The sequence below is a fragment of the Candidatus Streptomyces philanthi genome (genome assembly GCF_059553635.1).
This window is the reverse complement of the sequence record NZ_JCANQV010000079.1, coordinates 1-22,550: the sequence shown is the minus strand read 5'-3', so window position 1 is coordinate 22,550 and position 22,550 is coordinate 1. Positions and strand designations below refer to the sequence as shown.

Annotated in this window: 24 protein-coding genes; 12 read left to right on the top strand and 12 right to left on the bottom strand. The window is 71.6% G+C overall.

Annotation, left to right across the window (positions count from 1 at the left end):
- Nucleotides 1–124: 124 nt before the first annotated feature.
- Complete coding sequence (locus AC51EU_RS12310; protein WP_496266899.1) at nucleotides 125–1,957, bottom strand: phosphoenolpyruvate carboxykinase (GTP); 1,833 nt, start codon at nucleotides 1,955–1,957, stop codon at nucleotides 125–127.
- A 242-nt stretch (nucleotides 1,958–2,199) separates the two neighbouring features.
- Here AC51EU_RS12310 and trhA point away from each other — a divergent pair, with 242 nt between their 5' ends.
- Entirely contained in the window at nucleotides 2,200–2,910 is a 711-nt protein-coding gene (trhA, locus tag AC51EU_RS12305; RefSeq protein ID WP_496266898.1) for a PAQR family membrane homeostasis protein TrhA, read from the top strand.
- A 79-nt stretch (nucleotides 2,911–2,989) separates the two neighbouring features.
- Entirely contained in the window at nucleotides 2,990–3,616 is a 627-nt protein-coding gene (locus tag AC51EU_RS12300; RefSeq protein WP_496266896.1) for a TetR/AcrR family transcriptional regulator, read from the top strand.
- Between the two features lie 170 nt (nucleotides 3,617–3,786).
- On the opposite strand, the gene AC51EU_RS12295 is transcribed toward AC51EU_RS12300, so the two are convergent.
- The 3 genes from AC51EU_RS12295 to AC51EU_RS12285 all read right to left on the bottom strand — a co-directional run bounded on the left by AC51EU_RS12295 (nucleotide 3,787) and on the right by AC51EU_RS12285 (nucleotide 7,950).
- A complete protein-coding gene (locus AC51EU_RS12295) occupies nucleotides 3,787–5,100 on the bottom strand; it encodes an amidase (protein WP_496266895.1) in 1,314 nt (437 codons plus the stop codon).
- Nucleotides 5,101–5,515: 415 nt separating this feature from the next.
- The gene (locus AC51EU_RS12290) at nucleotides 5,516–7,570 is read right to left on the bottom strand and encodes a thioredoxin domain-containing protein (protein ID WP_496266894.1); all 2,055 of its coding nucleotides are present in this window, start codon (nucleotides 7,568–7,570) and stop codon (nucleotides 5,516–5,518) included.
- 194 nt (nucleotides 7,571–7,764) lie between these two features.
- A complete protein-coding gene (locus tag AC51EU_RS12285) occupies nucleotides 7,765–7,950 on the bottom strand; it encodes a DUF4357 domain-containing protein (protein WP_496266902.1) in 186 nt (61 codons plus the stop codon).
- A 300-nt stretch (nucleotides 7,951–8,250) separates the two neighbouring features.
- On the opposite strand from AC51EU_RS12285, the gene AC51EU_RS12280 reads away from it, so the two are divergent.
- Nucleotides 8,251–8,583, top strand: a complete 333-nt coding sequence (locus AC51EU_RS12280; protein WP_496266893.1) for a PIN domain-containing protein — start codon at nucleotides 8,251–8,253, stop codon at nucleotides 8,581–8,583.
- 93 nt (nucleotides 8,584–8,676) lie between these two features.
- The gene (locus AC51EU_RS12275) at nucleotides 8,677–9,234 is read left to right on the top strand and encodes a hypothetical protein (RefSeq protein WP_496266892.1); all 558 of its coding nucleotides are present in this window, start codon (nucleotides 8,677–8,679) and stop codon (nucleotides 9,232–9,234) included.
- A gap of 128 nt (nucleotides 9,235–9,362) precedes the next feature.
- Here the strand turns inward: AC51EU_RS12275 and AC51EU_RS12270 are convergent, their stop codons facing one another.
- Nucleotides 9,363–9,608, bottom strand: a complete 246-nt coding sequence (locus AC51EU_RS12270) for an RAMP4 family protein (RefSeq protein ID WP_496266891.1) — start codon at nucleotides 9,606–9,608, stop codon at nucleotides 9,363–9,365.
- A gap of 4 nt (nucleotides 9,609–9,612) precedes the next feature.
- Nucleotides 9,613–10,485 (bottom strand): mycothiol conjugate amidase Mca, encoded by an 873-nt coding sequence (gene mca, locus AC51EU_RS12265; protein ID WP_496266890.1) that lies wholly within the window; start codon nucleotides 10,483–10,485, stop codon nucleotides 9,613–9,615.
- A gap of 129 nt (nucleotides 10,486–10,614) precedes the next feature.
- Here mca and AC51EU_RS12260 point away from each other — a divergent pair, with 129 nt between their 5' ends.
- Nucleotides 10,615–11,022: a DUF4307 domain-containing protein gene (locus AC51EU_RS12260; RefSeq protein ID WP_496266889.1), complete on the top strand. Its 408-nt coding sequence runs from the start codon at nucleotides 10,615–10,617 to the stop codon at nucleotides 11,020–11,022.
- Nucleotides 11,023–11,250: 228 nt separating this feature from the next.
- Nucleotides 11,251–11,748: a transcription elongation factor GreA gene (greA, locus tag AC51EU_RS12255; RefSeq protein ID WP_496266888.1), complete on the top strand. Its 498-nt coding sequence runs from the start codon at nucleotides 11,251–11,253 to the stop codon at nucleotides 11,746–11,748.
- Between the two features lie 82 nt (nucleotides 11,749–11,830).
- Here the strand turns inward: greA and AC51EU_RS12250 are convergent, their stop codons facing one another.
- From AC51EU_RS12250 to ilvA, 3 genes are all read right to left on the bottom strand, one after another.
- A complete protein-coding gene (locus tag AC51EU_RS12250; protein ID WP_496266901.1) occupies nucleotides 11,831–12,691 on the bottom strand; it encodes an ABC transporter permease in 861 nt (286 codons plus the stop codon).
- 5 nt (nucleotides 12,692–12,696) lie between these two features.
- Nucleotides 12,697–13,749, bottom strand: coding sequence for an ATP-binding cassette domain-containing protein (locus AC51EU_RS12245; protein WP_496266887.1), 1,053 nt, complete (start codon nucleotides 13,747–13,749; stop codon nucleotides 12,697–12,699).
- Between the two features lie 266 nt (nucleotides 13,750–14,015).
- Nucleotides 14,016–15,299, bottom strand: coding sequence for a threonine ammonia-lyase (gene ilvA, locus AC51EU_RS12240; protein ID WP_496266885.1), 1,284 nt, complete (start codon nucleotides 15,297–15,299; stop codon nucleotides 14,016–14,018).
- Nucleotides 15,300–15,586: 287 nt separating this feature from the next.
- Between ilvA and AC51EU_RS12235 the strand changes: the two genes are divergently transcribed.
- Nucleotides 15,587–16,090 carry a MarR family winged helix-turn-helix transcriptional regulator gene (locus AC51EU_RS12235; protein WP_496266884.1) on the top strand — a complete coding sequence of 168 codons (504 nt, stop codon included), beginning with the start codon at nucleotides 15,587–15,589 and terminating at the stop codon, nucleotides 16,088–16,090.
- A gap of 58 nt (nucleotides 16,091–16,148) precedes the next feature.
- Here AC51EU_RS12235 and AC51EU_RS12230 read toward each other — a convergent pair whose 3' ends face one another.
- The gene (locus AC51EU_RS12230) at nucleotides 16,149–17,309 is read right to left on the bottom strand and encodes a cystathionine gamma-synthase (RefSeq protein WP_496266882.1); all 1,161 of its coding nucleotides are present in this window, start codon (nucleotides 17,307–17,309) and stop codon (nucleotides 16,149–16,151) included.
- 133 nt (nucleotides 17,310–17,442) lie between these two features.
- Between AC51EU_RS12230 and AC51EU_RS12225 the strand changes: the two genes are divergently transcribed.
- Both AC51EU_RS12225 and msrA read left to right on the top strand, forming a co-directional pair.
- Nucleotides 17,443–18,582 (top strand): hypothetical protein, encoded by a 1,140-nt coding sequence (locus AC51EU_RS12225; protein ID WP_496266880.1) that lies wholly within the window; start codon nucleotides 17,443–17,445, stop codon nucleotides 18,580–18,582.
- Nucleotides 18,583–18,764: 182 nt separating this feature from the next.
- Entirely contained in the window at nucleotides 18,765–19,427 is a 663-nt protein-coding gene (gene msrA / locus AC51EU_RS12220; protein ID WP_496266879.1) for a peptide-methionine (S)-S-oxide reductase MsrA, read from the top strand.
- Between the two features lie 79 nt (nucleotides 19,428–19,506).
- On the opposite strand, the gene AC51EU_RS12215 is transcribed toward msrA, so the two are convergent.
- Nucleotides 19,507–19,746, bottom strand: a complete 240-nt coding sequence (locus AC51EU_RS12215; RefSeq protein ID WP_496266877.1) for a hypothetical protein — start codon at nucleotides 19,744–19,746, stop codon at nucleotides 19,507–19,509.
- 401 nt (nucleotides 19,747–20,147) lie between these two features.
- Here AC51EU_RS12215 and AC51EU_RS12210 point away from each other — a divergent pair, with 401 nt between their 5' ends.
- Genes AC51EU_RS12210 through AC51EU_RS12200 form a run of 3 tightly spaced genes read left to right on the top strand, consistent with a single transcriptional unit; the run spans nucleotide 20,148 to nucleotide 21,680 of the window.
- Nucleotides 20,148–20,354, top strand: a complete 207-nt coding sequence (locus tag AC51EU_RS12210) for a hypothetical protein (RefSeq protein ID WP_496266875.1) — start codon at nucleotides 20,148–20,150, stop codon at nucleotides 20,352–20,354.
- Complete coding sequence (locus AC51EU_RS12205; RefSeq protein WP_496266874.1) at nucleotides 20,341–20,850, top strand: DUF6879 family protein; 510 nt, start codon at nucleotides 20,341–20,343, stop codon at nucleotides 20,848–20,850. The genes AC51EU_RS12210 and AC51EU_RS12205 overlap by 14 nt, the downstream gene beginning before the upstream one ends.
- Before the next feature lie 23 nt (nucleotides 20,851–20,873).
- A complete protein-coding gene (locus AC51EU_RS12200; protein ID WP_496266900.1) occupies nucleotides 20,874–21,680 on the top strand; it encodes a helix-turn-helix domain-containing protein in 807 nt (268 codons plus the stop codon).
- On the opposite strand, the gene AC51EU_RS12195 is transcribed toward AC51EU_RS12200, so the two are convergent.
- On the bottom strand, nucleotides 21,677–22,550 hold an 874-nt coding region (locus tag AC51EU_RS12195; protein WP_496266873.1), incomplete at its 5' end, for a DUF2786 domain-containing protein. The two genes, AC51EU_RS12200 and AC51EU_RS12195, sit on opposite strands and share 4 nt — an antisense overlap.

Here is a 22,550-nt window from a genome sequence, read left to right as displayed (position 1 = left end):
CGCACCCTGGCCGCGCAACGGCTCGCGGCCCACGGGGCACGCCGGCCGGACCTCGCCACGGCCTGAGCCCCAACAGCACGAGAGCCCCGTACCACGCCGTACGGGGCTCTCGCGGGTCTGCGGCTCAGCCCAGGCGCTCGACCAGCGCGCGGTACTGGTCCCACAGCTCGGTGGGCGTGTGGTCGCCGAAGGTGTTGAGGTGCTCGGGGACCAGCGCCGCCTCCTCGCGCCACACGTCCTTGTCGACGGTGAGCAGGAAGTCCAGGTCCGCCTCGGACAGGTCGAGGCCCTCGGTGTCCAGCGCGCCCTTGGCCGGCAGGACGCCGATGGGGGACTCCACGCCCTCGGCGGTGCCCTCCAGGCGCCCGACGATCCACTTCAGGACCCGGCTGTTCTCGCCGAAGCCCGGCCACACGAACCGGCCCGCTTCGTCCTTGCGGAACCAGTTGACGTAGTAGATCTTCGGCAGCTTGTCCGCGTCGCCCCGGGCGGCGGCGTCCTTGCCCACCTTGATCCAGTGGCCCATGTAGTCGCCCATGTTGTAGCCGCAGAACGGCAGCATGGCGAACGGGTCGCGGCGCAGCTCGCCGACCTTGCCCTCGGCGGCGGCGGTCTTCTCGGACGCGACGTTCGCGCCGAGGAAGACACCGTGGTTCCAGTCGAAGGACTCGGTGACCAGCGGCACCGCGCTGGCGCGGCGTCCGCCGAAGAGGATCGCCGAGATCGGCACGCCCTTGGGGTCCTCCCATTCCGGCGCGATGATCGGGCACTGCCCGGCCGGGACGGTGAAGCGGGCGTTGGGGTGGGCCGCCGGGGTGCCGGACTCGGGCGTCCAGTCGTTGCCCCGCCAGTCCGTCAGGTGGGCGGGCGGCTCCTCGGTCATGCCCTCCCACCAGACGTCACCGTCGTCGGTGAGCGCGACGTTGGTGAAGACGGAGTTGCCCCACATGGTCTTCATCGCGTTGGCGTTGGTGTGCTCACCGGTGCCGGGCGCGACGCCGAAGAAGCCCGCCTCGGGGTTGATGGCGTAGAGCCGGCCGTCCTCGCCGAAGCGCATCCAGGCGATGTCGTCGCCGATGGTCTCGACCGTCCAGCCGGAGATCGTGGGCTCCAGCATCGCGAGGTTGGTCTTGCCGCACGCGGACGGGAAGGCGGCGGCGACGTACCGCGCCTCGCCCTGCGGCGGGGTGAGCTTGAGGATGAGCATGTGCTCGGCGAGCCAGCCCTCGTCACGCGCCATGACGGAGGCGATGCGCAGCGCGTAGCACTTCTTGCCGAGCAGGGCGTTGCCGCCGTAGCCGGAGCCGTACGACCAGATCTCGCGGTCCTCGGGGAAGTGCGAGATGTACTTGGTGGTGTTGCAGGGCCACGGCACATCGGCCTGGCCCGGCTCCAGGGGGGCGCCGAGGGTGTGGACGGCCTTGACGAAGAAACCGTCCTCGCCCAGCTCGTCGAGGACCGGCTGACCCATCCGGGTCATGGTGCGCATCGAGACGGCGACGTACGCGGAGTCGGTGATCTCCACACCGATGGCGGAGAGCGGGGAGCCCAGCGGCCCCATGCAGAACGGGACGACGTACATCGTCCGGCCGCGCATCGCGCCGCGGAAGATGCCCTCGGGTCCGGTGAAGATCTCCCGCATCTCGGCGGGGGCCTTCCAGTGGTTGGTCGGACCCGCGTCCTCCTCCTTCTCGGAACAGATGAACGTGCGGTCCTCGACCCGCGCCACGTCCCTGGGGTCGGAGGCGGCGTGGTACGAGTGGGGGCGCTTGACGGGGTCGAGCTTGGTGAAGGTCCCCTTCTCGACGAGTTCCTCGCACAGCCGCTCGTACTCCGCCTCCGAGCCGTCGCACCAGACGATCCGGTCGGGCTGGGTGATCTCTGCGATCTCGTCGACCCAGGAGAGGAGTTCCTGGTGACGGGTCGGGGTGGTGGGAGCCGCGTTGTCGCGCGCCACGATCGCTCCTAGATGAGGGTGATGACGGATTCATGCCCGGAATACCCGAGAAAGACCCGTTTCTTATCCATGTTTGCCCCTTGGGGGCCGCGACCCGGATGCTTCGTGACCGCTCATCCGGTGCCGACCGCACTCATTTGATCATCCGACCCCGGCGCGGTTCTGTCCAGGGGGCGTTCTCGTGACCGTCACCACTTCCGCCCCGCCACGTAACCTACGGTTGCGTAGGTAGCATGTGCGCCATGACTCCCGCGCACGACGCCGCAGCGCACCCTCGCTCCCCCGAGTCCCCCGCGCCCACGGCCGACACGCCGCCGCCCCTCAAACCGCGACTGCGCGGCTGGCTGCACGCCGGGATGTTCCCCGCCGTGCTGCTCTCCGGGGTCCTCCTCACAGCCCTCGCCGGCAGCCCCCGCGGCCGGCTGGCCTGCGCCATATACACGCTGACCGCCTGCCTGCTGTTCGGCGTCAGCGCCCTCTACCACCGCGGCAACTGGAGCCCCCGGGCCGGCGGGGTACTGCGCCGGCTGGACCACGCCAACATCTTCCTGATCATCGCGGGCACCTACACGCCGCTGACGATGCTGCTGGTCCCGGGCACCCGGGGCCAGATCCTGCTGTGGGCGGTCTGGGCCGCCGCCCTGGCCGGGATAGCCTTCCGGGTCTTCTGGGTCGGCGCCCCGCGCTGGCTCTACACCCCCTGCTACATCGCCATGGGCTGGGCCGCCGTCTTCTTCCTCCCCGACTTCCTGCGCACCGGCGGCATCGCCGTCCTGGTGCTGGTCATCGTCGGCGGCCTCCTCTACAGCGCGGGCGGGGTGATCTACGGCATCAAGCGGCCCAACCCGTCCCCGCGGTGGTTCGGCTTCCACGAGGTCTTCCACTCCTTCACCCTCGCGGCGTTCGTGGTGCACTACGTGGGCATCTCCCTGGTGGCGTACTCGCACGCCTGACGCGGACCGGTCCACAGGGCCCGGATCACGTGCCGTTCGGCCGTGGCCGGGCCCTTCGCCATCGACGACAATGATGTCCATGGCCTCTGCACATACCTCGGCGTCCCGCGCCTCCACGGCACCGAAGACCGGGCTGCGGGAGCGGAAGAAGCTCAAGACCCGGCGGGCCATCCGGCGGGCCGCCTTCCGTCTCTTCGCCGCGCAGGGCTACGAAGCGACCCCCGTCGACCAGATCGCCGCGGCCGCCGACGTCTCCCCCAGCACCGTCTTCCGCTACTTCCCCACCAAGGAGGACCTGGTCCTCACCGACGACTTCGAGGCCCTGATGGCGGCCGGCATCCGCTCCCGCCCGGCCGACGAGCCGATGTGCGAGACCCTGCGGCAGGTCGCCGCCGCCACCCTGCGCACCATGGCCTCCGGCGACCGCGCCGAACTGGTGCAGCGCGCCCGGCTGATCCGCGACGTCCCCGCCGTACGAGGCCGCACCGCCGAACACCTCGCCCGCGACGCCGAACGCCTCGGCGCCCTCCTCGCGGAACGCACCGGCCGCACCCCCGACGACCTGGAGGTCCGCGTCGTCAGCGCGGCCCTGCTCGCGGCGCTCCAGGAGACGCTGCTGCACTGGGTCGAGGACAGTCCCGGCACCGATCCGGGCGCACTGGTCCACCGCGCGATGGATGTCCTGGCCCGCGGGCTGACGCTCTGACGGCCCGAGGGGGCGCAGCATCGTGCCTGTCGGTCTGCCGTCGGGCGCCCGGCCGGCACGCGCGCCGCGTGTTGCCCCCGTACGACCTTTCGGTACGCTCCCTCCGCCGTGAGGCCGCACGCCGCGGGGCCCGCCCTACGGGTGGACGCCGGGAAGGGGTGAGGCATGCGTCAGGCCGCCCGCAGCACCGCCTCGATGCCCGTCGAGACGTGCAGCAGATACTCGTCCGCGCCGGAGGGTGCGACGATCTGGAGCCCCAGCGGCAGCCCGTTCGGGGCGCGCCCGGCCGGCAGACTCAGCGACGGCAGACCGGCGTTGCTCCATGGCAGGCACATGACGGGCTTGCCCGTCGTGCCGAGGCCGAGGGGCGCGGGCCCGGTGGCGGAGGGGGCGATCCACAGGTCGGCGGCGGCCCCGGCCGCCGCGTCGGCCAGGCGCGCGCGGAACGCGGCGCGCCGCTCCAGGGCCTCCTCGTAGGCGGCCCGCCCGATCGCCTGCCCCTCGCGGACCGCGGCCGCGCTCTCCTCCCGGTAGAGGTCGCCGAAGCGGGCGAACCAGTCGGTGTGGACGCGGGCGATCTCGTAGCGGTCCATGACGCGTACCTGCTCGGCGATGTCGGCGAAGTCGTCCATCACCGGCACCTCGCGCACCGTGTACCCGGCGCCGCGCAGCACGTCGCACCAGCCCCGGAACGCGTCCAGCGCCTCATCGTCCGCCTGCCGCAGATACGGCCCCACGGGCACACCGAGCACCGGGAGCCGCCCGTCCGCCTCCTTCGGCACGCCGTGCCAGTCGTCGCAGAGCACCGAGGCGGCCAGGGTGACGCCCGCGACGTCGGTGGCGTACCAGCCCAGGGTGTCGAAGCTGACGGCGTGCGGGATCACCCCGGTGATCGGGACCCGTTCGTAGCCCGGCTTGAAACCGACGACGCCGCAGTACGCGGCGGGTCTGATCATCGAGCCGGTGGTCTGCGTCCCGAGGGCGAGCGGCACCGCGCCGGCGGCCACCGCGGCGGCCGAGCCGCTGCTCGAACCGCCGGGGGTGTGGGCCGGGTTGTGCGGGTTGCGGGTCGGGCCGGGTGCCGCGCCCGCGAACTCCGCGGTGACGGTCTTGCCCGCGATCAGCGCCCCGGCGGCGCGCAGCCGGTCCACCACCGCGGCCTGCGGCCCGGCGAGCACCCCGGGCGGCAGCAGCGAGCCCGCGCGGGTGGGCAACCCGTCGACGTGCACGATGTCCTTGACGCCGACGGGCACGCCGTACAGCGGCGCGGACCGCCCTGGCCGCCCCTTCGCACCGGCCGCCCGACGGGCCTCGTCCAGCAGCCGGGCGCGGCGGTCCGGTTCGGGGACGAACGCCCGGAGGTGCGGGTCGACGGCGTCGATGCGGTCACAGGTCCGGCGCGCCACGGCCACCGGATCGTCGGCACCGGACCGCAGCGCCGCGACCTCCTCGACGAGAGATCTGCGCCCCAGCAAGCTCATCACGCCCGCGAGGCTACAACCGGCACACACGGCCGAGGTAGTGCCGCACTCGGACACCGTCCTGCCGGGGGGCGGGCCCGCTCCCTAGCGCCTGTGGGAAAGTCCCGCCCGGCACGCGCGCTCCCGGCGTTGTCGGGGTGTCCCGGTACCGGTCGTACCGGTACGACCCTCCGCCTTGCGGCGTCCGGCACGCACGCCCTGAAGGGGCGCGGGGGCTCCTTCTTTGTCGGCCCGTCCCGGTACGACCGGTACCGGTACGCCCCTCCGCCTTGCGACCGCACGCACGGACGCCGCGAGCCCCCACCCCTCCGGACGAACCACGCGACTTCCGCAACAGGACCTGACCGCCACCACCGACAACCCGGCGAACTCGATCTGGTCCACCGGCACTTGGGCCGCAGGGAACGCGGCCCCCCTCCTACGCCTCGTCCTCCGGGCGTCCGCCCAGCCGGGCCGCCAGATCGCGCGGCGCGGTCACCGGCTGTTCGCAGGTGAAGTGACGGCAGATGTAGCCGGTCGGTCGTCCGCCGACCAGGGGACGTTCCCTCAGAAGCGGTAGTGCCTCGGCGTCGTCGGAGTCCGGCGCGCCGACGGCGACGACCGCTCCGGGGGCGGTGCCGAGGAGGGCGGCGCGGTGCAGGGCCCGGGTGGCGTCATCGTCCGGCGGGCCGACGACAGCGACCTCGCGGGGGCCGTCGAGCGCGGCCTCGGCGACGGCGAGCCCCCAGCCGACGAAGCGCGGTACCCGTGCGCCCAGGGTGGTGACGATGCCGAGCGCCCGCTCCGCGGCCTCCCGGTGGGGCGTACTGCCGGTGAGCGCCGCGTAGGAGAGCAGGGCGCCGGCGGCAGCGGTCCAACCGGAGGGAGTGGCGTTGTCGGTGGGGTCCTGGGGGCGTCGGATCAGCTGCTCGGCGTCGGACGCGGTGTCGTAGAGCGCGCCGTCCTCGTCGCGGAACCGGGCGAGCACCCCGTCGAGGAAGAAGCCGGCGAACTCCGTCCAGACGCCCTCCCCGGTGACCGCGGCGAGCGCGAGGAGGCCCTCGGCGACATCGGCATAGTCCTCCAGGACACCGGCGTTGGCGCCCGCCACCCCGTCGCGCGAGGTGCGGTGCAGCCGGGCCTGCCAGTCCATGTGGACGCGCACCAGCAGGTCGGCGGCGTCGGTGGCGGCCTCGACGAGGTCCGGGCGGTCGAAGTAGGCGCCGGTCTCGGCGAGGGCGGCGATGGCCAGACCGTTCCACGCGGCGACGATCTTGTCGTCACGGCCGGGCCGCGGCCGCCCCTCTCGCGCCGCCAGCAGCCGCTCCTTGACGGACGCCACCCGCGCCGCGTCCACCGGCCCCTCGGTCCCGGGAAGCTGGAGGACGGAAGCGCCCTCCTCGAACGTCCCCTCCTCGGTCACCCCGAAGTACCCGGCCGCGAACGCCGCGTCGTCCTCCCCGAGGACCGCCCGCAGCTGCTCCGGCGTCCAGACGTAGTACGCGCCCTCGACGTGCCGCCCCGTACCGTCGTCACTGTCCGCGTCCAGCGCGGAGGCGAACCCGCCCTGCTCGGTACGGAGTTCACGGACGAGGAAGTCAGCGGTCTCCACCGCGACCCGCCGCGCGAGCCCCGACCCGGTGGCCCGCCACAGATGGGCGTAGACCCGGCACAGCAGGGCGTTGTCGTAGAGCATCTTCTCGAAGTGCGGCACCGTCCACGTACCGTCCACCGCGTACCGCGCGAAGCCGCCGCCGAGCTGGTCGTAGATACCGCCCCTGGCCATCGCCGTACAGGTCGCCTGCACCATCTCCAGCGCCCCGACGGACCCGGTCCTGGCATGGTGACGCAGCAGGAACTCCAGCACCATGGACGGCGGGAACTTCGGCGCGTCCCCGAACCCCCCGTACGCCGCGTCGAACTCGCGCGTCAGCCCCAGCAGCGCGGTGTGCAGCTCCTCAGGGCCCGGCATCCGCTGCCCCGGCACGGGAACGAGCGAACGACCGGACAGATCGGCGACGATCCGCCGCGCCACCTGCCCCACCTCGTCACGCCGGTCGGCCCAGGCGGCCCACACCCCCTCCAGCACCTGCCGGAACGACGGCATACCGTGCCGCGCCTCCGGCGGAAAATACGTACCGAAGTAGAACGGCTCACCATCCGGCGTAAGAAAAACCGTCATCGGCCACCCGCCCTGCCCGGTAGCCGCCTGCACGGCCTCCATATAGACGGCATCAACGTCCGGCCGCTCCTCCCGATCAACCTTGACCGCCACGAAGTGCGCGTTGATCAGCCCGGCCGTCCCCTCGTCCTCGAAGGACTCGTGGGCCATGACGTGGCACCAGTGACACGCCGAGTAGCCGACCGACAGCAGGACGGGTACATCACGCCGCGCCGCCTCCGCGAACGCCTCCGGGCCCCACTCCCACCAGTCGACCGGGTTGTCAGCGTGTTGCAGCAGATAGGGCGATGTCGCGCCGACGAGACGATTCACGCCGCCACCCTACTCATGGCAGGCGACGGGACGACTGCCGAAACGACGGCCCGATACGCCCGAGTCCGGCGGCACCCGCGGCAGGCTTTCCGCCCGGGGTGCCGCCGACTACGACACCGCCCACCGGTCAGACCTGGACTTCACGGCTTCCACGATTCCCGTCGGCTGTGCGTGCGCGGTGGGCTCGACGCCCCTCAAACGGGGGCCGCCTGAGGCGGCCACTCGGCGTCCAGCTTCTGTCGCAGCTGATCCAACGTGGAACCGCCGGGCGTCCGCCACAGGGTCCAGCCGTTGATGATGTTGCCGGTCACGGCCTCTGCGGCCTTCGACGGCGAGGCAAAGGGAGAAGAGTGCCCGTCGAGGTCGGCCGACCAGGGCAGCGGAAGACCCGGACGCCGGGCCGCCGCCTGCAGAGCCCCCGCAAGCCGGCCACCGGGGAGAAACCGGCTGCGACGCCCAGGCTTCTGCTCGATGCACCGTCCCTGCGTCTGTGACAGATGACAGCGGCGGCAGAGTGAGAGTCTTGGGCGGCTCAGAGTGGAACGTCAACCGGGCCGGAGCATATGCCGCTGCCGGCCGAGACGCCGCCTCCGCCCACCCCAATCGAACAAACTTCTCGGCAGAAAACACCTCCATGACACGGACAGGCGCTCTCCTTGCTCCTGCGCAACGACCGCAGGATGGCAGCTCGCATCGAGGCATCCCGGCAGGCCAGGGTTCCTGTCCTCGTGTCTGCGCTGACCATCGTGGAAGCCGGGCAAGGGGAGACCGATCTGGCGCGCTTGAAGTGGGTGTTCTCCCGGCTACGGGTGGAACCGGTCAGACAGGAGGACTCCCTGACCGCGGCGGCGCTCCTCCAGGACGCGGGCGGGCTGCACGGGCACAAGTACGCGATCGACGCCCTCGTCGCCGCACTCGCGCTCCGCGTCCAGGCCCCCGTGATCGTTCTGACCTCCGACCGGGACGACTGGTCGAAGCTCTGCGGGAAGCGCGTGATCATCAGAGAGGTGTGAGCGCCGCCGCCTAACGTCCCTCTCGGTCCGGCCGAAGCCGCCGGGTTACGCGACGACCTGCCGACGGACGGGATTCCGGCCGCCGGTGAGCCGATGGGCCGGGCGGTCGGCCGTTCCCCTGAGGACACCGTCGAGTACACCACCAACCCACCCTCCCCCGAGGATCTCGACCTCGGTCACGCGATCACGGCCGACGGGCGGGAGGGTGGGCAGTCCCGGAACGACGAGGACGCCCCGGCACCGGATGCCGCCGCCCCGGCCGCGGTACCGCGTGAGCTGGTGGAACGCGGCGCCCAGGCGCTCGCGGCCGTCTCGCACGGCGAGCGTCGGCTACGGCTGGGCGGACGCGAGGTGCGGCGCCTCGCGCCGTTGGCCGGTGAGTGGCCGCAACGCGGCGCCACAGTCCGGGAGGTCCAGGAGGCGTTGACGGCCGGGCTACCGGAAACGGTGCACTGCCCGGCGGCACTGGTGCACAACCGGCTGGTGCGGAAGATGCCGGAAGCACCATCGTTCGCCGAGCAAGCGGCTACCGGAACACCCCGCGTGGCCACCATGCGGGAATGTGCCGGTGATCATCTCCAGCCGCTGCTGTTCCGGCCGGTGGAGGACGAGCGGCTGTTCGCGGCGGCCCGTGCCGCGATGCGCGCATGACAGACCGGCCGGTCGGGCCGTCCTCCCCAGATTCTCCCCAGCGCCGCGAACGATCTTGACCGGTCGGTCGCGGCGGCCCTGGGGAGAGTCCGTCCCATGGAGCGCTGGAAGGCGAAAAACCCCAGCTCTCAGGTCGTTTTCGGGGCTGCGGGGGCCTTCGCCGAGGCGCCCCCCTTCTCGTCCTGAGGGGACTCCTCCTGGAAGTCCACCTTCCCCATGTGCTTGTTCATGGACTTCATCAGCAGCCACACGGCGCCGCCGATGACCGCGAAGACGATGAAGCCGAGGACGCCGGGCGTCACCTTGTTCTTGTCGAAGGTATCGGCAAGGGTGACGAAGTGCGTCAGGGCGAGGGTGCTGGTCGCGCTCATCATGGGGTCAATTGTTGCGGATGCCGGCGAAGAGGTCGTCCTCGGGGAGGGACGTGTCGACGAGCGACTTGGCGAGCTCGTACTCCTCGGTGGGCCAGACCTCGCGCTGGACGTCCATCGGGACCCGGAACCAGCCGCCGTCGGGGTCGATCTGGGTGGCGTGCGCGATCAGGGCCTTGTCGCGGATCTCGAAGAAGTCGGAGCAGGGAACGTACGTGGTCAGGGTGCGTTCGCCGCGCTCGAAGGTCTTCCAGCGCTCCAGCCACTCGCCGTAGGGCGACTCCAGGCCGCGGGCGAGGAGCGCCTCGTGGAGGGCGACGGTGCGGGGGCGGTTGAAGCCCTGGTTGTAGTAGAGCTTCTGGGGCTGCCAGGGGTCGCCGGTGCCGGGGTACTTCTCCGGGTCGCCCGCGGCGTCGAAGGCCAGCATCGTGATCTTGTGGGTCATGATGTGGTCGGGGTGCGGGTAGCCGCCGTTCTCGTCGTAGGTCGTGATGACCTGCGGCTTGAACTGCCGGATCAGCTTCACCAGCGGCGCGGCCGCGGCCTCGACGTCCTGGAGCGCGAAGCAGCCGTCGGGCAGCGGCGGCAGCGGGTCGCCCTCGGGGAGGCCGGAGTCGACGAAGCCCAGCCATTCCTGCCGGACGCCCAGGATCTCCCGGGCCTCGTCCATCTCCTTCTTTCGCACCTCGTGGATGTGCTCCTCGATGTACGGGTCGCCCTGGAGCTTGGGGTTGAGGATGGAGCCACGCTCCCCGCCGGTGCAGGTGGCCACCAGCACGTCCACCCCCTCGGACACGTACTTGGCCATGGTGGCCGCACCCTTGCTCGACTCGTCGTCGGGGTGGGCATGGACCGCCATCAGTCGCAGCTGCTCAGTCAAGACTCGATCCTCGGTGAAGGGGTGGAGAAGATGCCTCCTATAGTGACCGAAGCGAGGGGGCCCTGTATTCCCTCGGCCGGGGATGCCGCGACGGCGGCGTTCCAGGCCCCCGTACCAGGAGGACAGACCATGAGCGCGGTGCGCGATTCCCTCCCCGAGGGCCGCTACGGCCGTTCCGCCGACCAGCGCTCGGACCGCATGCTGAAGATCGTCGGCGGGGTGCTGGGGGCCGCGCTCCTCGGGGTCGTCGCCTGGATCGGTGTGGCGTACGTCTCCGGGCAGGAGCTCAGCGGCCGGCTGATCTCCTGGGAAGTGGTGTCCGATCACGCCGTGAAGGTGCATCTGGAGGTCGTCAAGGACGAGGACGCGACGGGCGTGTGCACCCTGCGTTCGCAGTCCGACGACGGTGCCGAGGTGGGCCGCAAGGACGTTCCTGTCGAGCAGCGCACGGACCAGGTGGACACCCGCGTCACGATCCGGACGACGTCCCGCGCGACCAACGCGGTCCTGGTGGGCTGCACCACCGGCAAGGGCTGATACCGGGGCATTCCGGACGCCCGTACGCCCCGCGCAGGGGGCCTGGCGTGGCCTTCTGTCCAGGGGGCGCCCCTGATCGGCGGCAATGTGACAACACCCGCTTGCCGCACAAATCCTCTTCCCCGATTTGTGCCGGAATTGTTAGGCTCGTGGTTTCGCCCACCCGTGAAGGCGTAATCCTTCCTGGTAGGGCGTTTGATTTATCCCCAGTACCGACGAGGAGCACCTGTGACCCAGACCAGTGAAAACGTCACCTGGCTGACCCAGGAGGCGTACGACCAGCTCAAGGCCGAGCTGGAGTACCTGTCTGGTCCCGCACGCGCCGAGATCACCGAGAAGATCGCGGCGGCCCGCGAGGAAGGTGACCTGAAGGAGAACGCCGGGTACCACGCGGCCAAGGAGGAGCAGGGCAAGCAGGAGCTTCGCGTGCGCCAGCTCACCCAGCTGCTGCAGACCGCGAAGGTCGGCGAGGCCCCCGCCGCCAACGGTGTCGTGGCTCCCGGCATGGTCGTCACCATCGCGTTCGACGGAGACCCCGACGACACCCTGACCTTCCTGCTGGCGTCGCGGGAGTACGCGACCTCGGACATCGAGACGTACTCCCCGCAGTCGCCGCTGGGCGAGGGTGTGCACGGCAAGAAGATCGGCGCCGACGCCGAGTACGAGCTTCCCAACGGCAAGAAGGCGGTCGTGAAGATCCTCGACGCCAAGCCGTACAGCGGCTGAGTCCGCAACCCGCGCGGACACGGCGGCGGCCCAGAGCGATCATGCTCCGGGCCGCCGCCGTGTCCGGGTGCTTCCGTCCGGGTCAGGCCGCCGCCGAGCGGTACTTGCGTACGGCGAGCGTCCGGAAGACGGCGATGATCAGCAGGGACCACAGGGCCGAGGCCAGCACCGGGTGCTCCATCGGCCAGGCCCCGGTCACCGAGGCCGGCATCCCCTCGACGCCGTTGCCGAACAGCTGCCGCGCGGCCTGCACCGTCGCGCTGAACGGGTTCCACTCCGCGATGTGCTGGAGCACCGTCGGCATGCCGTTGACCGGCACGAACGCGTTGGAGATGAAGGTCAGCGGGAAGAGCCAGAGCAGGCCGCCGGAGGTGGCCGCCTCCGGGGTGCGCACCGACAGGCCGATCAGCGCGCCGATCCAGGAGAAGGCGTAGCCGAGCAGGAGCAGCAGCCCGAAACCGGCGACGACCTTGAGCAGGTTCTCGTGGCTGCGCCAGCCGATGATCAGCGCGACGACCGCCAGGACGATCAAGGTCAGCGCGGTCTGCACCAGGTCGGCGAGGGTGCGGCCGGTGAGGACCGCGCCCCGGGACATCGGCAGCGACCGGAACCGGTCGATCAGCCCCTTGTGCATGTCGTCCGCGATACCGGCGCCCGCGCCCGCCGTCGCGAAGGTGACGGTCTGCGCGAAGATCCCCGCCATCAGGAACTCGCGGTACGCCTGGGCGTTGCCGGACGGCGCGCCCGGGATGTTGATCGAGCCGCCGAAGACGTAGGTGAACAGCACCACGAACATGATCGGTTGGATCAGTCCGAAGATCACCATCTCGGGTATCCGCGCCATCCGCAGCAGATTGCGCTTGGCGACCACGAACGCGTCGCGGACGGCGCGGGCGGCGGCGCCGCGCGGTGCCGGGGTCCGGGCCCCGGCCGCCTCGGTCACGGTGGTCACTTCACGGCCTCCTTCTCGGGCGCCGCGGCGCCGTCCGTGGTCCGGGTCTGCTGCCGCTTTCCGCCGCGCCGGGCGGTGGCGTCCGTGCCGCCGGCGTCCTTCCCGCCGTCCTCGGCGGCGTGGCCGGTCAGCGAGATGAAGACGTCGTCGAGGGTCGGGCGGCGCAGCCCGATGTCGTCGATGCCGACGCCGCGGGCGTCGAGTTCCCGGATGACCTCGGCGAGGATTCTGGCGCCGCCGGAGACCGGGACGGTGAGTTTGCGGGTGTGCGGGTCGACGGTGTTGCCGCCGTCGCCGAAGCGGCGCAGCACCTCGCCGGCGACGGGGACCTGCTCGGGGGTGTGGACCACAACCTCCACGCGTTCGCCGCCGGTGCGGGCCTTGAGCTGGTCGGAGGTGCCGCGGGCGATGACCCTGCCGTGGTCGACCACGCAGATGTCGTGGGCGAGGCGGTCGGCCTCCTCCAGGTACTGCGTGGTGAGCAGCAGGGTGGTGCCGCCCGCCACGAGTTCCTGGATGACGTCCCACAGTTGCTGGCGGTTGCGCGGGTCGAGGCCGGTGGTGGGCTCGTCCATGAACATCACGGGCGGGCTGACGACCAGCGCGGCGGCCAGGTCCAGGCGCCTGCGCATGCCGCCGGAGTACGTCTTGGCGGGGCGGTCGGCGGCGTCGGTGAGATGGAAGCGCTCCAGTAGTTCGGCGGCCCGGCGCTTGGCGTCCCGTCCGCTCATCTGGTAGAGCTGCCCGACCATCACCAGGTTCTCACGGCCCGTCAGGTATTCGTCGACGGCGGCGAACTGGCCGGAGAGGCCGATGGCGTGGCGTACCCGGTCGGGGTGCTTGAGCACATCGATCCCGGCGACCCTCGCGATGCCGCTGTCGGGCCGGAGCAGGGTGGTCAGCACCCGTACGGTGGTGGTCTTCCCGGCGCCGTTCGGGCCGAGCAGGCCGAGGACGCTTCCTTCGGGGACGTCGAGATCGACGCCGTCCAGTGCCCTCACCTCGCCGAAGGTCTTCACGAGCCCTTCGGCGTATATGGCGCCTGGCATATGGATACCCCCATGAATTTTCGGGTGGATTCCGCGTGGAAATCCTACGATCAGCGGACTGCTACCGCCTCGTGATCATCTGTCCTGTTCTCAGCGCCCCATAAAAATGCCGAAACGCGTGTACAGGGGCGGCTCGACGGCAGGGATGCTACCCCAAACGCGATATGAACGCGATACATCGCGACTGCGATCGCGTACCCGAACACGAAGAAGGGGCCGGGCGTCCGTACGCCCGGCCCCTCAGCCGTCTCCTCGATGGCCTCCCGTCACCCCGTCACCGTGTACCCCGCCCGCCGCAGGGCCGCGGCCACCGTGGCGCAGTGCTCGGGGCCCTCCGTCTCCAGGTGCACCTCCACCTCCGCCTCGGTCAGCCCGAGCCGGGGATCGGTCCGCACATGGCTCACGTCCAGGACGTTGCCCTCGGCCTCGGACAGCACGCCCAGCAGCGTCGCCAGCGCGCCCGGCCGGTCCGTCAGCCGCAGCCGCAGCGACAGATAGCGCCCGCCCGCCGCCATGCCGTGCCGCAGGACGCGCTGCATCAGCAGCGGATCGACGTTCCCGCCGGACAGCACCGCGACCACCGGTCCCTCGAACGCCGCCGGGTCCGCGAGCAGCGCCGCCACCGGGCTCGCACCGGCCGGCTCCACCACCATCTTCGCCCGCTCCAGGCACAGCAGCAGCGCGCTGGAGAGAGCGTCCTCGGAGACCGTGCGCACCTCGTCCACCAGCGCCTCGACGATCCGGAACGGCACCTCGCCGGGCCTGCCCACCCGGATGCCGTCGGCCATCGTCGTGGGCGCGTCGATCGCCACCGGGTGCCCGGCCGCCAGCGACGGCGGGTAGCACGCCGCGCCCGCCGCCTGCACCCCGATGATCCTGACGTCCGGCCGCAGCCCCTTGACCGCGACCGCCACGCCCGCCGCGAGCCCCCCGCCGCCGACCCCGACGACAAGGGTGCGCACCTCCGGGCACTGCTCCAGGATCTCCAGGCCGACCGTGCCCTGGCCGGCGATGATGTCGCGGTGGTCGAAGGGGTGGATGAAGATCGCGCCGGTCTCGCGGGCGTACTCCTGGGCGGCCGCCAGGGTCTCGTCGACGACCTGGCCCTTCAGCCGTACCTCGGCGCCGTAGTCGCGGGTCGCGGCGACCTTCGGCAGCGGGGCGCCGACCGGCATGAAGACCGTCGACCGCACGCCGAGCAGGGACGCGGCGAGCGCCACGCCCTGCGCGTGGTTGCCGGCGCTGGCCGCCACCACACCGGCCGCGCGTTCCTGGGGCGACAGCCCGGCGATCCGCACGTACGCGCCGCGGATCTTGAAGGAGCCGGTGCGCTGGAGGTTCTCGCACTTGAGGTGGACGGGCGCGCCGACCAGCGAGGACAGATGGCGGCTGCCCTCCAGCGCGGTGACCCGGGAGACCCCGGAGAGCGTCTTCTGTGCCGCGCGGACGTCGTCGACCGTCAGGCCGCCGGACGGCGGCGGCGCGTACGGGCCGTCGGCTGCGGACGGCGTGGGCGGAATGTGGTCCGTGTGGTCCGTGTGATCGGCCATGCCGTCAGTCTGGCAGTTCACTCCCGGACAAGCGTTCCCCTGCGGCAAACCGCCGGGAAACGGGGGCGCAACGGAGGACGGCGGGGGAGAAAGCCGGGCAAAGAGCCAGGCAGCGGGGGGTGCGGACGCCGGAGAAGCACCCGGGCGCCGCGCCGCGGCGGGCGACCGCCCGGCCGGAACGGGCGTGACGCCCGGGACGGATGACGTCGGCACCGGTACGGTCCGGGGACGGGCCGCGTACCCTGTCCCCCAATCCGTCACGCATCCCATGAAGCGAGCTCCCGGCCATGCCCACCTCTTCGGACATGACGACCCACACCGACACCGTCGTTCTCGACGCCCTCCAGCACCAGGTGGCGGTCTTCGCCCGCCGTGCGGAACAGAGCCGGCTCGGTGGCGTCGGCCAGGCGCGCAACTCCATGGACCGCGCCGCCTACCTCCTGCTCAACCGCCTCGACCAGGAGGGCCCGATGGGCGTCAAGGCCCTGGCGGCCGGCATGGGCATCGACTCCTCGACGGTGACCCGGCAGGTCGCGCCGCTGGTCGAGTCCGGGCTGGTCAGCCGGACCACCCACCCCGAGGACGGCCGCGCCGTCGTCCTCCAGCTGTCCGACCGCGGGCGCGCCCGCCTCGACGAGGTACGCACCTCACGCCGCGCACTGATGGCCCTGGTCACCGAGGAGTGGTCCGAGGAGGAGCGCACCGCGTTCTGCACGCTCCTGACCCGCTTCAACACCTCCCTCGCCGCGATCACCGCCTCACTCCCGGCGGCGGGCCCGTCGTCCTCCTGACGCACGGGCCGGTGGCGGGGGCCCGGCGCACCGCCCCGGGCCCCCCGCCGCCGGTGTCTCAGCCGAGTGCCCGCGTGAGGTCGCCCAGCAGGTCGTCGACCGCCTCGATACCGACCGACAGCCGGACGAGGTCGGCGGGCACCTCCAGCGCCGAACCGGCCGTCGACGCGTGCGTCATCCGCCCCGGGTGCTCGATCAGCGACTCCACACCGCCCAGCGACTCACCGAGGGTGAACAGCTCCGCCCGGTCGCACACGTCCACCGCGGCCTGCTCGCCACCGCTGACCCGGAACGACACCATGCCGCCGAAGGACCGCATCTGCTTTGCCGCGATCTCGTGCCCCGGGTGGTCGGGCAGCCCCGGGTAGTAGACGCGGCTGACCTTCGGGTGCGAGGCCAGCAGCTCGGCGACCCGCGCCGCGTTGGCGCTGTGCCGGTCCATGCGGACGGCGAGCGTCTTGATGCCCCGCATCACCAGCCAGGCGTCGAACGGCCCGGCCACCGCGCCCATGGCGTTCTGGTGGTACGCCAGCTCCTCGCCGAGGGCGTCGTCGTTCACCACGAGCGCCCCGCCGACCACGTCCGAGTGCCCGCCCATGTACTTGGTCGTCGAGTACACGACCACGTCCGCGCCGAGGGCGAGCGGCTGCTGGAGGTACGGGCTGGCGAAGGTGTTGTCGACGACGAGCCGCGCCCCGGCGTCCCGGGCGACGCCCGCCAGCGCCGCGATGTCGCTGATGCCGAGCAGCGGGTTGCTGGGCGTCTCGACCCAGATCGCCTTCGTACGGGGCCGCAGCGCGGCGCGCACCGCCTGCGGGTCGGAGGTGTCGGCCACCGACCATTCGACGCCCCAGCGCTCCGCGACCCGCGAGAACAGCCGGAAGGTGCCGCCGTACGCGTCGTTGGGGATCACGACGTGGTCGCCGGGGGTCAGCAGGGTGCGCAGCAGGCAGTCCTCGGCGGCGAGACCGGAGGCGAACGCGAGGCCGCGGCGGCCCCCGTCGAGGGCGGCGAGGTTCTCCTCCAGCGCGGTACGCGTCGGGTTGGCGCTGCGGCTGTACTCGTAGCCGCCGCGCAGCCCGCCGACACCGTCCTGCTTGTACGTGGACACCTGGTAGATGGGCGTCACCACCGCGCCGGTGGCCTGGTCGGGCTCCTGGCCTGCGTGGATGGCGAGTGTTTCGAAATGCTGGTGGCGCTGGTCGCGCTGATCGCTCATGCCTGCCGAGGGTAGTCGCCCGTACGGGCGGGAATCCCGGAACTTTCTGGTTCGCTGGGGAGTGGATAGGGGTGGGGGCCCGGCGAGGAACGCGCACGGGTCCCGCCCACCGCACCTTCGACCGGGACACCACATGGACGCTCTGCTCGTGCTCATCGCCGCGACCGCGATCGGCGGTGTCGTGATCCTGCCCTGGCTGCGGCGCCGACGCGCCACGCGGGAGACCGGGCAGGGCCTGGTGACGGCCACCGACCCCGTCGCCGGCTACGGCCTCGTCCCGGCCGACGCCCTCGACGTCCGGCTGCCCGGCCCCGACCCCGAGCTGGACGACGCGCTGGCCCGGATGCGCGACACCCACGACTGGCGCCCGGCCGCCGACCTGCTGAAGGCGACCGGTGACGACTGGGAACGCCGCTGGCAGCGGGTGCAGACGCTGGCCGGCGCGGCCGCGTTCGAGCTGGCCAGGGAGGCCGCGGGCGCACAGCCCGGGGAGCAGGCCCCCGCGCGGGGCGGCGTCTGGCTGCGCACCTGGCGCCTGGAGGCCCCCAAGGACCCGGGCGGCGCCCAGACCCACGCGCAGTTCCTCGTCGTCCAGGCCCTGCGCGCCCCCGGCTCGCAGGACTTCCGGATGCTGCTGGAGGAGGCCCGCACGGTCTGCCGGGACGCCGCGCTGCTGGCCCCGGGCAGCCCCGTCCCGTACCTCACGGAACTGGCCGTCGCCCGCGGCCTGGGCGAACGCCGCGCCGACTTCGAGGAGCTGTGGTCCAAGGTCGTCCGGCGCGCCCCGCACCACATGGGCGCGCATCTGGCCGCGCTGCCGTACTGGTCGCAGAAGTGGCACGGCTCGCGCCAGGAGGCCGAGGGCTTCGCCGAGCGCGCGGCCGCCGGCGCCCCGGCCGGGAGCCTGCTGCCCGCCCTCCCCCTCTTCGCGGTCCACGACCACCTGCCCGAGGCCAACATGGTCCGCAGCCTCTACCAGAGCGCCGTCGTCGAACGCGCCATCGAGGGCGCCCTCTTCGCCCTCCGCGAGGCCCCGGACGACCACCCGATGGCCCCCCACGTCCGCCACCTGCTCATCTGGTTCCTGGTCCGCGCCGAGCGCTACGGCGAGGCCCTGGAGCAGATCCAGCTGGTCGACGGCCACGTGGGAGCCGTCCCCTGGTCCTACAGCCCCCGCCCCGCCGCCGAGTACGCCGCCTACCGCGCCATGGCCATCGCCGGCTGGGAGCGGGCGGGCGGCACGTCGTCGGGGTTCACGCGGGGCGAGGGGTAGGCGGCTCCTGGCTCTCGCGGCCCGCTCACACGGCTTCCGGGGAACTCTTGCCCCGCCGCCGGAATGCCGGGCCCACCGCAGACGTTGCCCTGACCACGGGCGTGGGCCGGCCGCCCGCAGTGCCGGCCGGCGCCCACCACCGTCCGCGACGCCCCACCGCCCCCTCCCCCGGAGCCGACGCCATGCTGTTCTCCCGCTTCAAGAACCAGCTCCCCACCCCCGAGGAAGCGCTCAAGGGCCGTCCCGAACCGGCCTACACCGTCCCCGAACGGCACACCGTCCTCGGCACCCCGCTGCTCGGCCCCTACCCCGAGGGCCTGGAGACCGCCGACTTCGGCCTGGGCTGCTTCTGGGGCGCCGAACGCGTCTTCTGGAAGACCGGCGGCGTCTGGACCACCCTCGTCGGCTACCAGGGCGGCCACACCCCGCACCCCACCTATGAAGAGGTGTGCAGCGGCCTGACGGGCCACACCGAGGCCGTCCGCGTCGTCTTCGACCCGAAGGTCCTCCCGTACACCGCCCTGCTGAAACTCTTCTGGGAATCCCACGACCCGACCCAGGGCAACCGCCAGGGCAACGACACCGGCACCCAGTACCGCTCGGCGATCTACACCCACTCCCCCGCCCGACAACAGGCCGCCGAAGCCTCCCGCGACTCCTACCGCACCACCCTCCACAACGCCGGCTACCCCGACATCACCACCGAAATCCTCCCCGCCGGCCCCTTCTACCCGGCCGAGCCGTACCACCAGCAGTACCTCGACAAGAACCCGGCGGGGTACTGCGGGATCGGGGGGACGGGGGTGTCGTGCCCGGTGGGCATCACCGAGGCGTCCGGGGAGTGAGCACCTCGCTCGCCGACCCGCACATGAGCGGCTGACCTGGCTCCGGTAGGACTTGAGACCTGCCGGGCCGCTGCTCCCCTCAGGACAGGTCGTAGCCGTAGACCCGCTTCGCGTCCAGATGGAGCTCGTACGGGCCCCAGCAGTCTGCGGCGAGCGTGGCCACTCGGGCGCCACAGAGGCAGGCACGGTTGAGTCCGCTCTCTCCGGACGGTCCGCAGTATCCGACGCTGTTCTCCCAGTTCGGCAGCGGCTGGAGATCGGGCGCGCCCTCGGGGTGGATCACGATGTTGTCGCGCGGCCCGGCAGAGATAACTGCCACCCCTTCGACACTCCTCCGGAGGCCACGAGGCTGCGCAGGCCCGCCCTCTTCCTGGTCCGGATGCGGCACGTACGGGGCGCCCCATGGTTCGGTCTCGATCGCGTAGTGCCCGTGCGGCATCGTGGCCGGCGCCCGTCGACTCTCCTTGTCCCGTTCTTCGCCGTCGGGCACTGAGGGAACGGCGGGCAGTGGCGTCAGGTCTGGCGTAAGACTGCCGCCGCACTTGACACACAGGAAGACGGTCATGCTGCCGTTATAGCCGCCGCGTACGTCCCAACGCCTCCTCGATTCCAAACAGCAGAGCTGCTTTCCTGTTCTGGAAAGGATCAGTGCTTGACCCCACCGCAACCGGCTCGGGAGCATCGAACGCGACAGGCGTGCGCCGACATGTGGGGGCAAGGATGCTGCGGAAGCTGTCCGGTGATCCGGAGTGCAGGAACGGAACGTGCCCGACGCTGTGGGGTACTGAGGACGCCAAGGACTACGTAGTGCAGGGCTACGTCATCGCTGACCCCGAGCGGCTGGCGCAGCTCGACCTGCCCGAGGGCGAGACCGCCGTAGTGGTCCCGGCCTCGATGCTGGAGGAGTACTTCCGTGCTCAGCGGTGAGGAGTTCGGCCGGCTCTTCGAGACCTTCGAACGGACCGCCTTCCGGCTGGAGACCCTCGCCGTCTACAGCGTGGAGGAGGAACGCGAGGAGTTCGAACGCTTCCTGGCCGGTGGGGACATGGGCCCTGAGTGGGACGACAACCCGTGGGTACGGTCGATGACCGACAAGGGGAAGGACGTCTCGCGCGTCCATGTGCTCAGGTCTCCGCTGACCGACTACCTGCGGTACGAACTGGCCGCCTACCCGGGCAACATCACGGCCGGCGAAACCATCGGCATTATCGACAAGGCTGACCAGGACGTGGCCGACCTGCCCGATCACGACTTCTGGTTGTTCGATGACCAGGACGTGTACCGGATGCACTACACGCCCGGCGGTGCGTTCACCGGCGCCGAACTGCTTCCCGCCCACTGCCTTGCCGAGTATCAGGGCTACCGGGACCGCGCCCTGGCCGAAGCGGTGCCATTCGCCGACTACTGGGAGCGGCACCACTGACCGCCGACTCGATCGGGAAAGCCCTGCGGGCGCTGCGCGACGCATCCGGATTCACGGGTGACTCGGTGGCCCGCAGGGCTTCCATGTCTGCCGGGAAGCTGTCGAAGATCGAGACTGGCAAGGTACGACCGACCGTCCAGGACGTGGACCTGGTCCTCACCGCCATAGGCGTGAGCCAGGAAGTCAAGAAAGAGTTCCTGACAGCCGCCCGCGCTGAAGCCACCGAGGCCACCGCATGGCGCCTGCTGCGACGCATGGGCCCGTGGAAGCACCAGAAGACCATCCGGGCCATCGAGGCCGGCACCACCACGCTCAGGCTCTTCCAGGGACAGCTCATCCCCGGGCTCCTCCAGACGCCCGAGTACGCCTCTGCCGTCTTCTCACTGCCTCCGGCCCTGCTGGAGGAGATCAGGACCAAGACCGTGGCGGCCCGCCTCGAACGGCAATCCGTCCTGTACGAGCCGGGCAGGTCCTTCCGCTTCCTGATCTGCGAGCACGTACTCCGGTGGCGCATCAGCGAGCTTGTGGTCATGGCGCTCCAACTGGACCGGCTCGTGTCGGTGTCCCGGCTGCCGAACATCTCGCTGGGGGTCGTCCCGTCCGACCGCCGGATGCCGGACTTCCCCATGACCTGCTTCAGCCTGCACGACGACCGGCTCGTCATCGTGGAAACGTTCCACTCCGAGGTCACCACCCTTGACCCGAAGGACGTCCAGCTTTACCTCGACGCCTTCGAACGGTTCGCCGCGGTGGCCGTCTACGGCGACGCCATGAGAGCCCTGGTCGAGGGCATCCGGGACGGATTCTTGCCCCAACAGGAAAGGTCCTAGGGCGAGTGACGCCCGCCGCCCAGTCGGGCGCGGTTCGCCGCGGTGGTGCCCTGGTGCCAGCCGTCGGGGTCGTGGGTGCCGCGGAGGCGGACGGGGGTGGTGTCGGGGAAGAGGGTGCCGGTGGTCTCTTCGACGGCGAGGGCGCGGGCGGCGAGGACGGGGAGGAGGGGGGTGGTTGTCGTGGTCTCGGTGGTGACGGCGGCCGCGGTGGCGGTTTCGGTGGCGGTGGTGAGGCGGGTGCGGATGCGGTCGGCGTAGGCGATGAGGAAGGTCTGGCGGAAGTCGCGGGTGCGGCGGGAGCGGCCTCGGGCGTGGTGGGCGTCGCCCGCGCGGTGCATGGCGCCGGTGGCCTGGAACAGGAGTGAGGTGTAGAGGAGTTCGGCGGCCTCCAGGTCGGGGGCGAAGCCGACCAGGGTGGAGAAGCCGGCGTCGGCGGACCAGACGGCCTGGCAGCGGTTGGCGGTGGCGACGGCGTCGAGGAGGAGGGCCTTGGCCTGTTCGTAGGGCCCTTCGACGCCGATGCGGATGGCCGACGGGCCGGCCGCCGGGCCCGTGGTGCCGTCGGTGGTGGCGGCGAGCAGGGCCTCGTCGATGCTGTGCCGGGCCATCAGCTCCTGGGCCTTGGCGGACAGCGCCTCGGCCTCCTCCGCGTAGTCGGTCGCCTCCGCCTTGGCGAGCAGGCCGCGGATACGGCCGAGGGCGCGGGACGCGGTGGCGTCGGACGGGCGGGCGGACGTGGTGGGCTCCGCGGGGAGCGGGGTGATGCGCGGCAGCCGGGCGAGGGCGCGGAGCGCGGCGAGGACGGCGTACGCGGTGTCGAAGCGGGAGGTGCGGCGGCGGGCGGCCAGGGCGTCGAGGTAGCCGTCGTGG

What these genes read in the sequence shown, in the direction of transcription:
- trhA (WP_496266898.1), top strand. Translation starts at nt 2,200, where the DNA reads ATGACTCCCGCGCACGACGCCGCAGCGCACCCTCGCTCCCCCGAGTCC.
- AC51EU_RS12300 (WP_496266896.1), top strand. Translation starts at nt 2,990, where the DNA reads ATGGCCTCTGCACATACCTCGGCGTCCCGCGCCTCCACGGCACCGAAG.
- AC51EU_RS12280 (WP_496266893.1), top strand. Translation starts at nt 8,251, where the DNA reads ATGGCAGCTCGCATCGAGGCATCCCGGCAGGCCAGGGTTCCTGTCCTC.
- AC51EU_RS12275 (WP_496266892.1), top strand. Translation starts at nt 8,677, where the DNA reads ATGGGCCGGGCGGTCGGCCGTTCCCCTGAGGACACCGTCGAGTACACC.
- AC51EU_RS12270 (WP_496266891.1), bottom strand. Translation starts at nt 9,608, where the DNA reads ATGATGAGCGCGACCAGCACCCTCGCCCTGACGCACTTCGTCACCCTT.
- AC51EU_RS12260 (WP_496266889.1), top strand. Translation starts at nt 10,615, where the DNA reads ATGAGCGCGGTGCGCGATTCCCTCCCCGAGGGCCGCTACGGCCGTTCC.
- AC51EU_RS12245 (WP_496266887.1), bottom strand. Translation starts at nt 13,749, where the DNA reads ATGCCAGGCGCCATATACGCCGAAGGGCTCGTGAAGACCTTCGGCGAG.
- ilvA (WP_496266885.1), bottom strand. Translation starts at nt 15,299, where the DNA reads ATGGCCGATCACACGGACCACACGGACCACATTCCGCCCACGCCGTCC.
- AC51EU_RS12235 (WP_496266884.1), top strand. Translation starts at nt 15,587, where the DNA reads ATGCCCACCTCTTCGGACATGACGACCCACACCGACACCGTCGTTCTC.
- AC51EU_RS12230 (WP_496266882.1), bottom strand. Translation starts at nt 17,309, where the DNA reads ATGAGCGATCAGCGCGACCAGCGCCACCAGCATTTCGAAACACTCGCC.
- AC51EU_RS12225 (WP_496266880.1), top strand. Translation starts at nt 17,443, where the DNA reads ATGGACGCTCTGCTCGTGCTCATCGCCGCGACCGCGATCGGCGGTGTC.
- msrA (WP_496266879.1), top strand. Translation starts at nt 18,765, where the DNA reads ATGCTGTTCTCCCGCTTCAAGAACCAGCTCCCCACCCCCGAGGAAGCG.
- AC51EU_RS12210 (WP_496266875.1), top strand. Translation starts at nt 20,148, where the DNA reads ATGCTGCGGAAGCTGTCCGGTGATCCGGAGTGCAGGAACGGAACGTGC.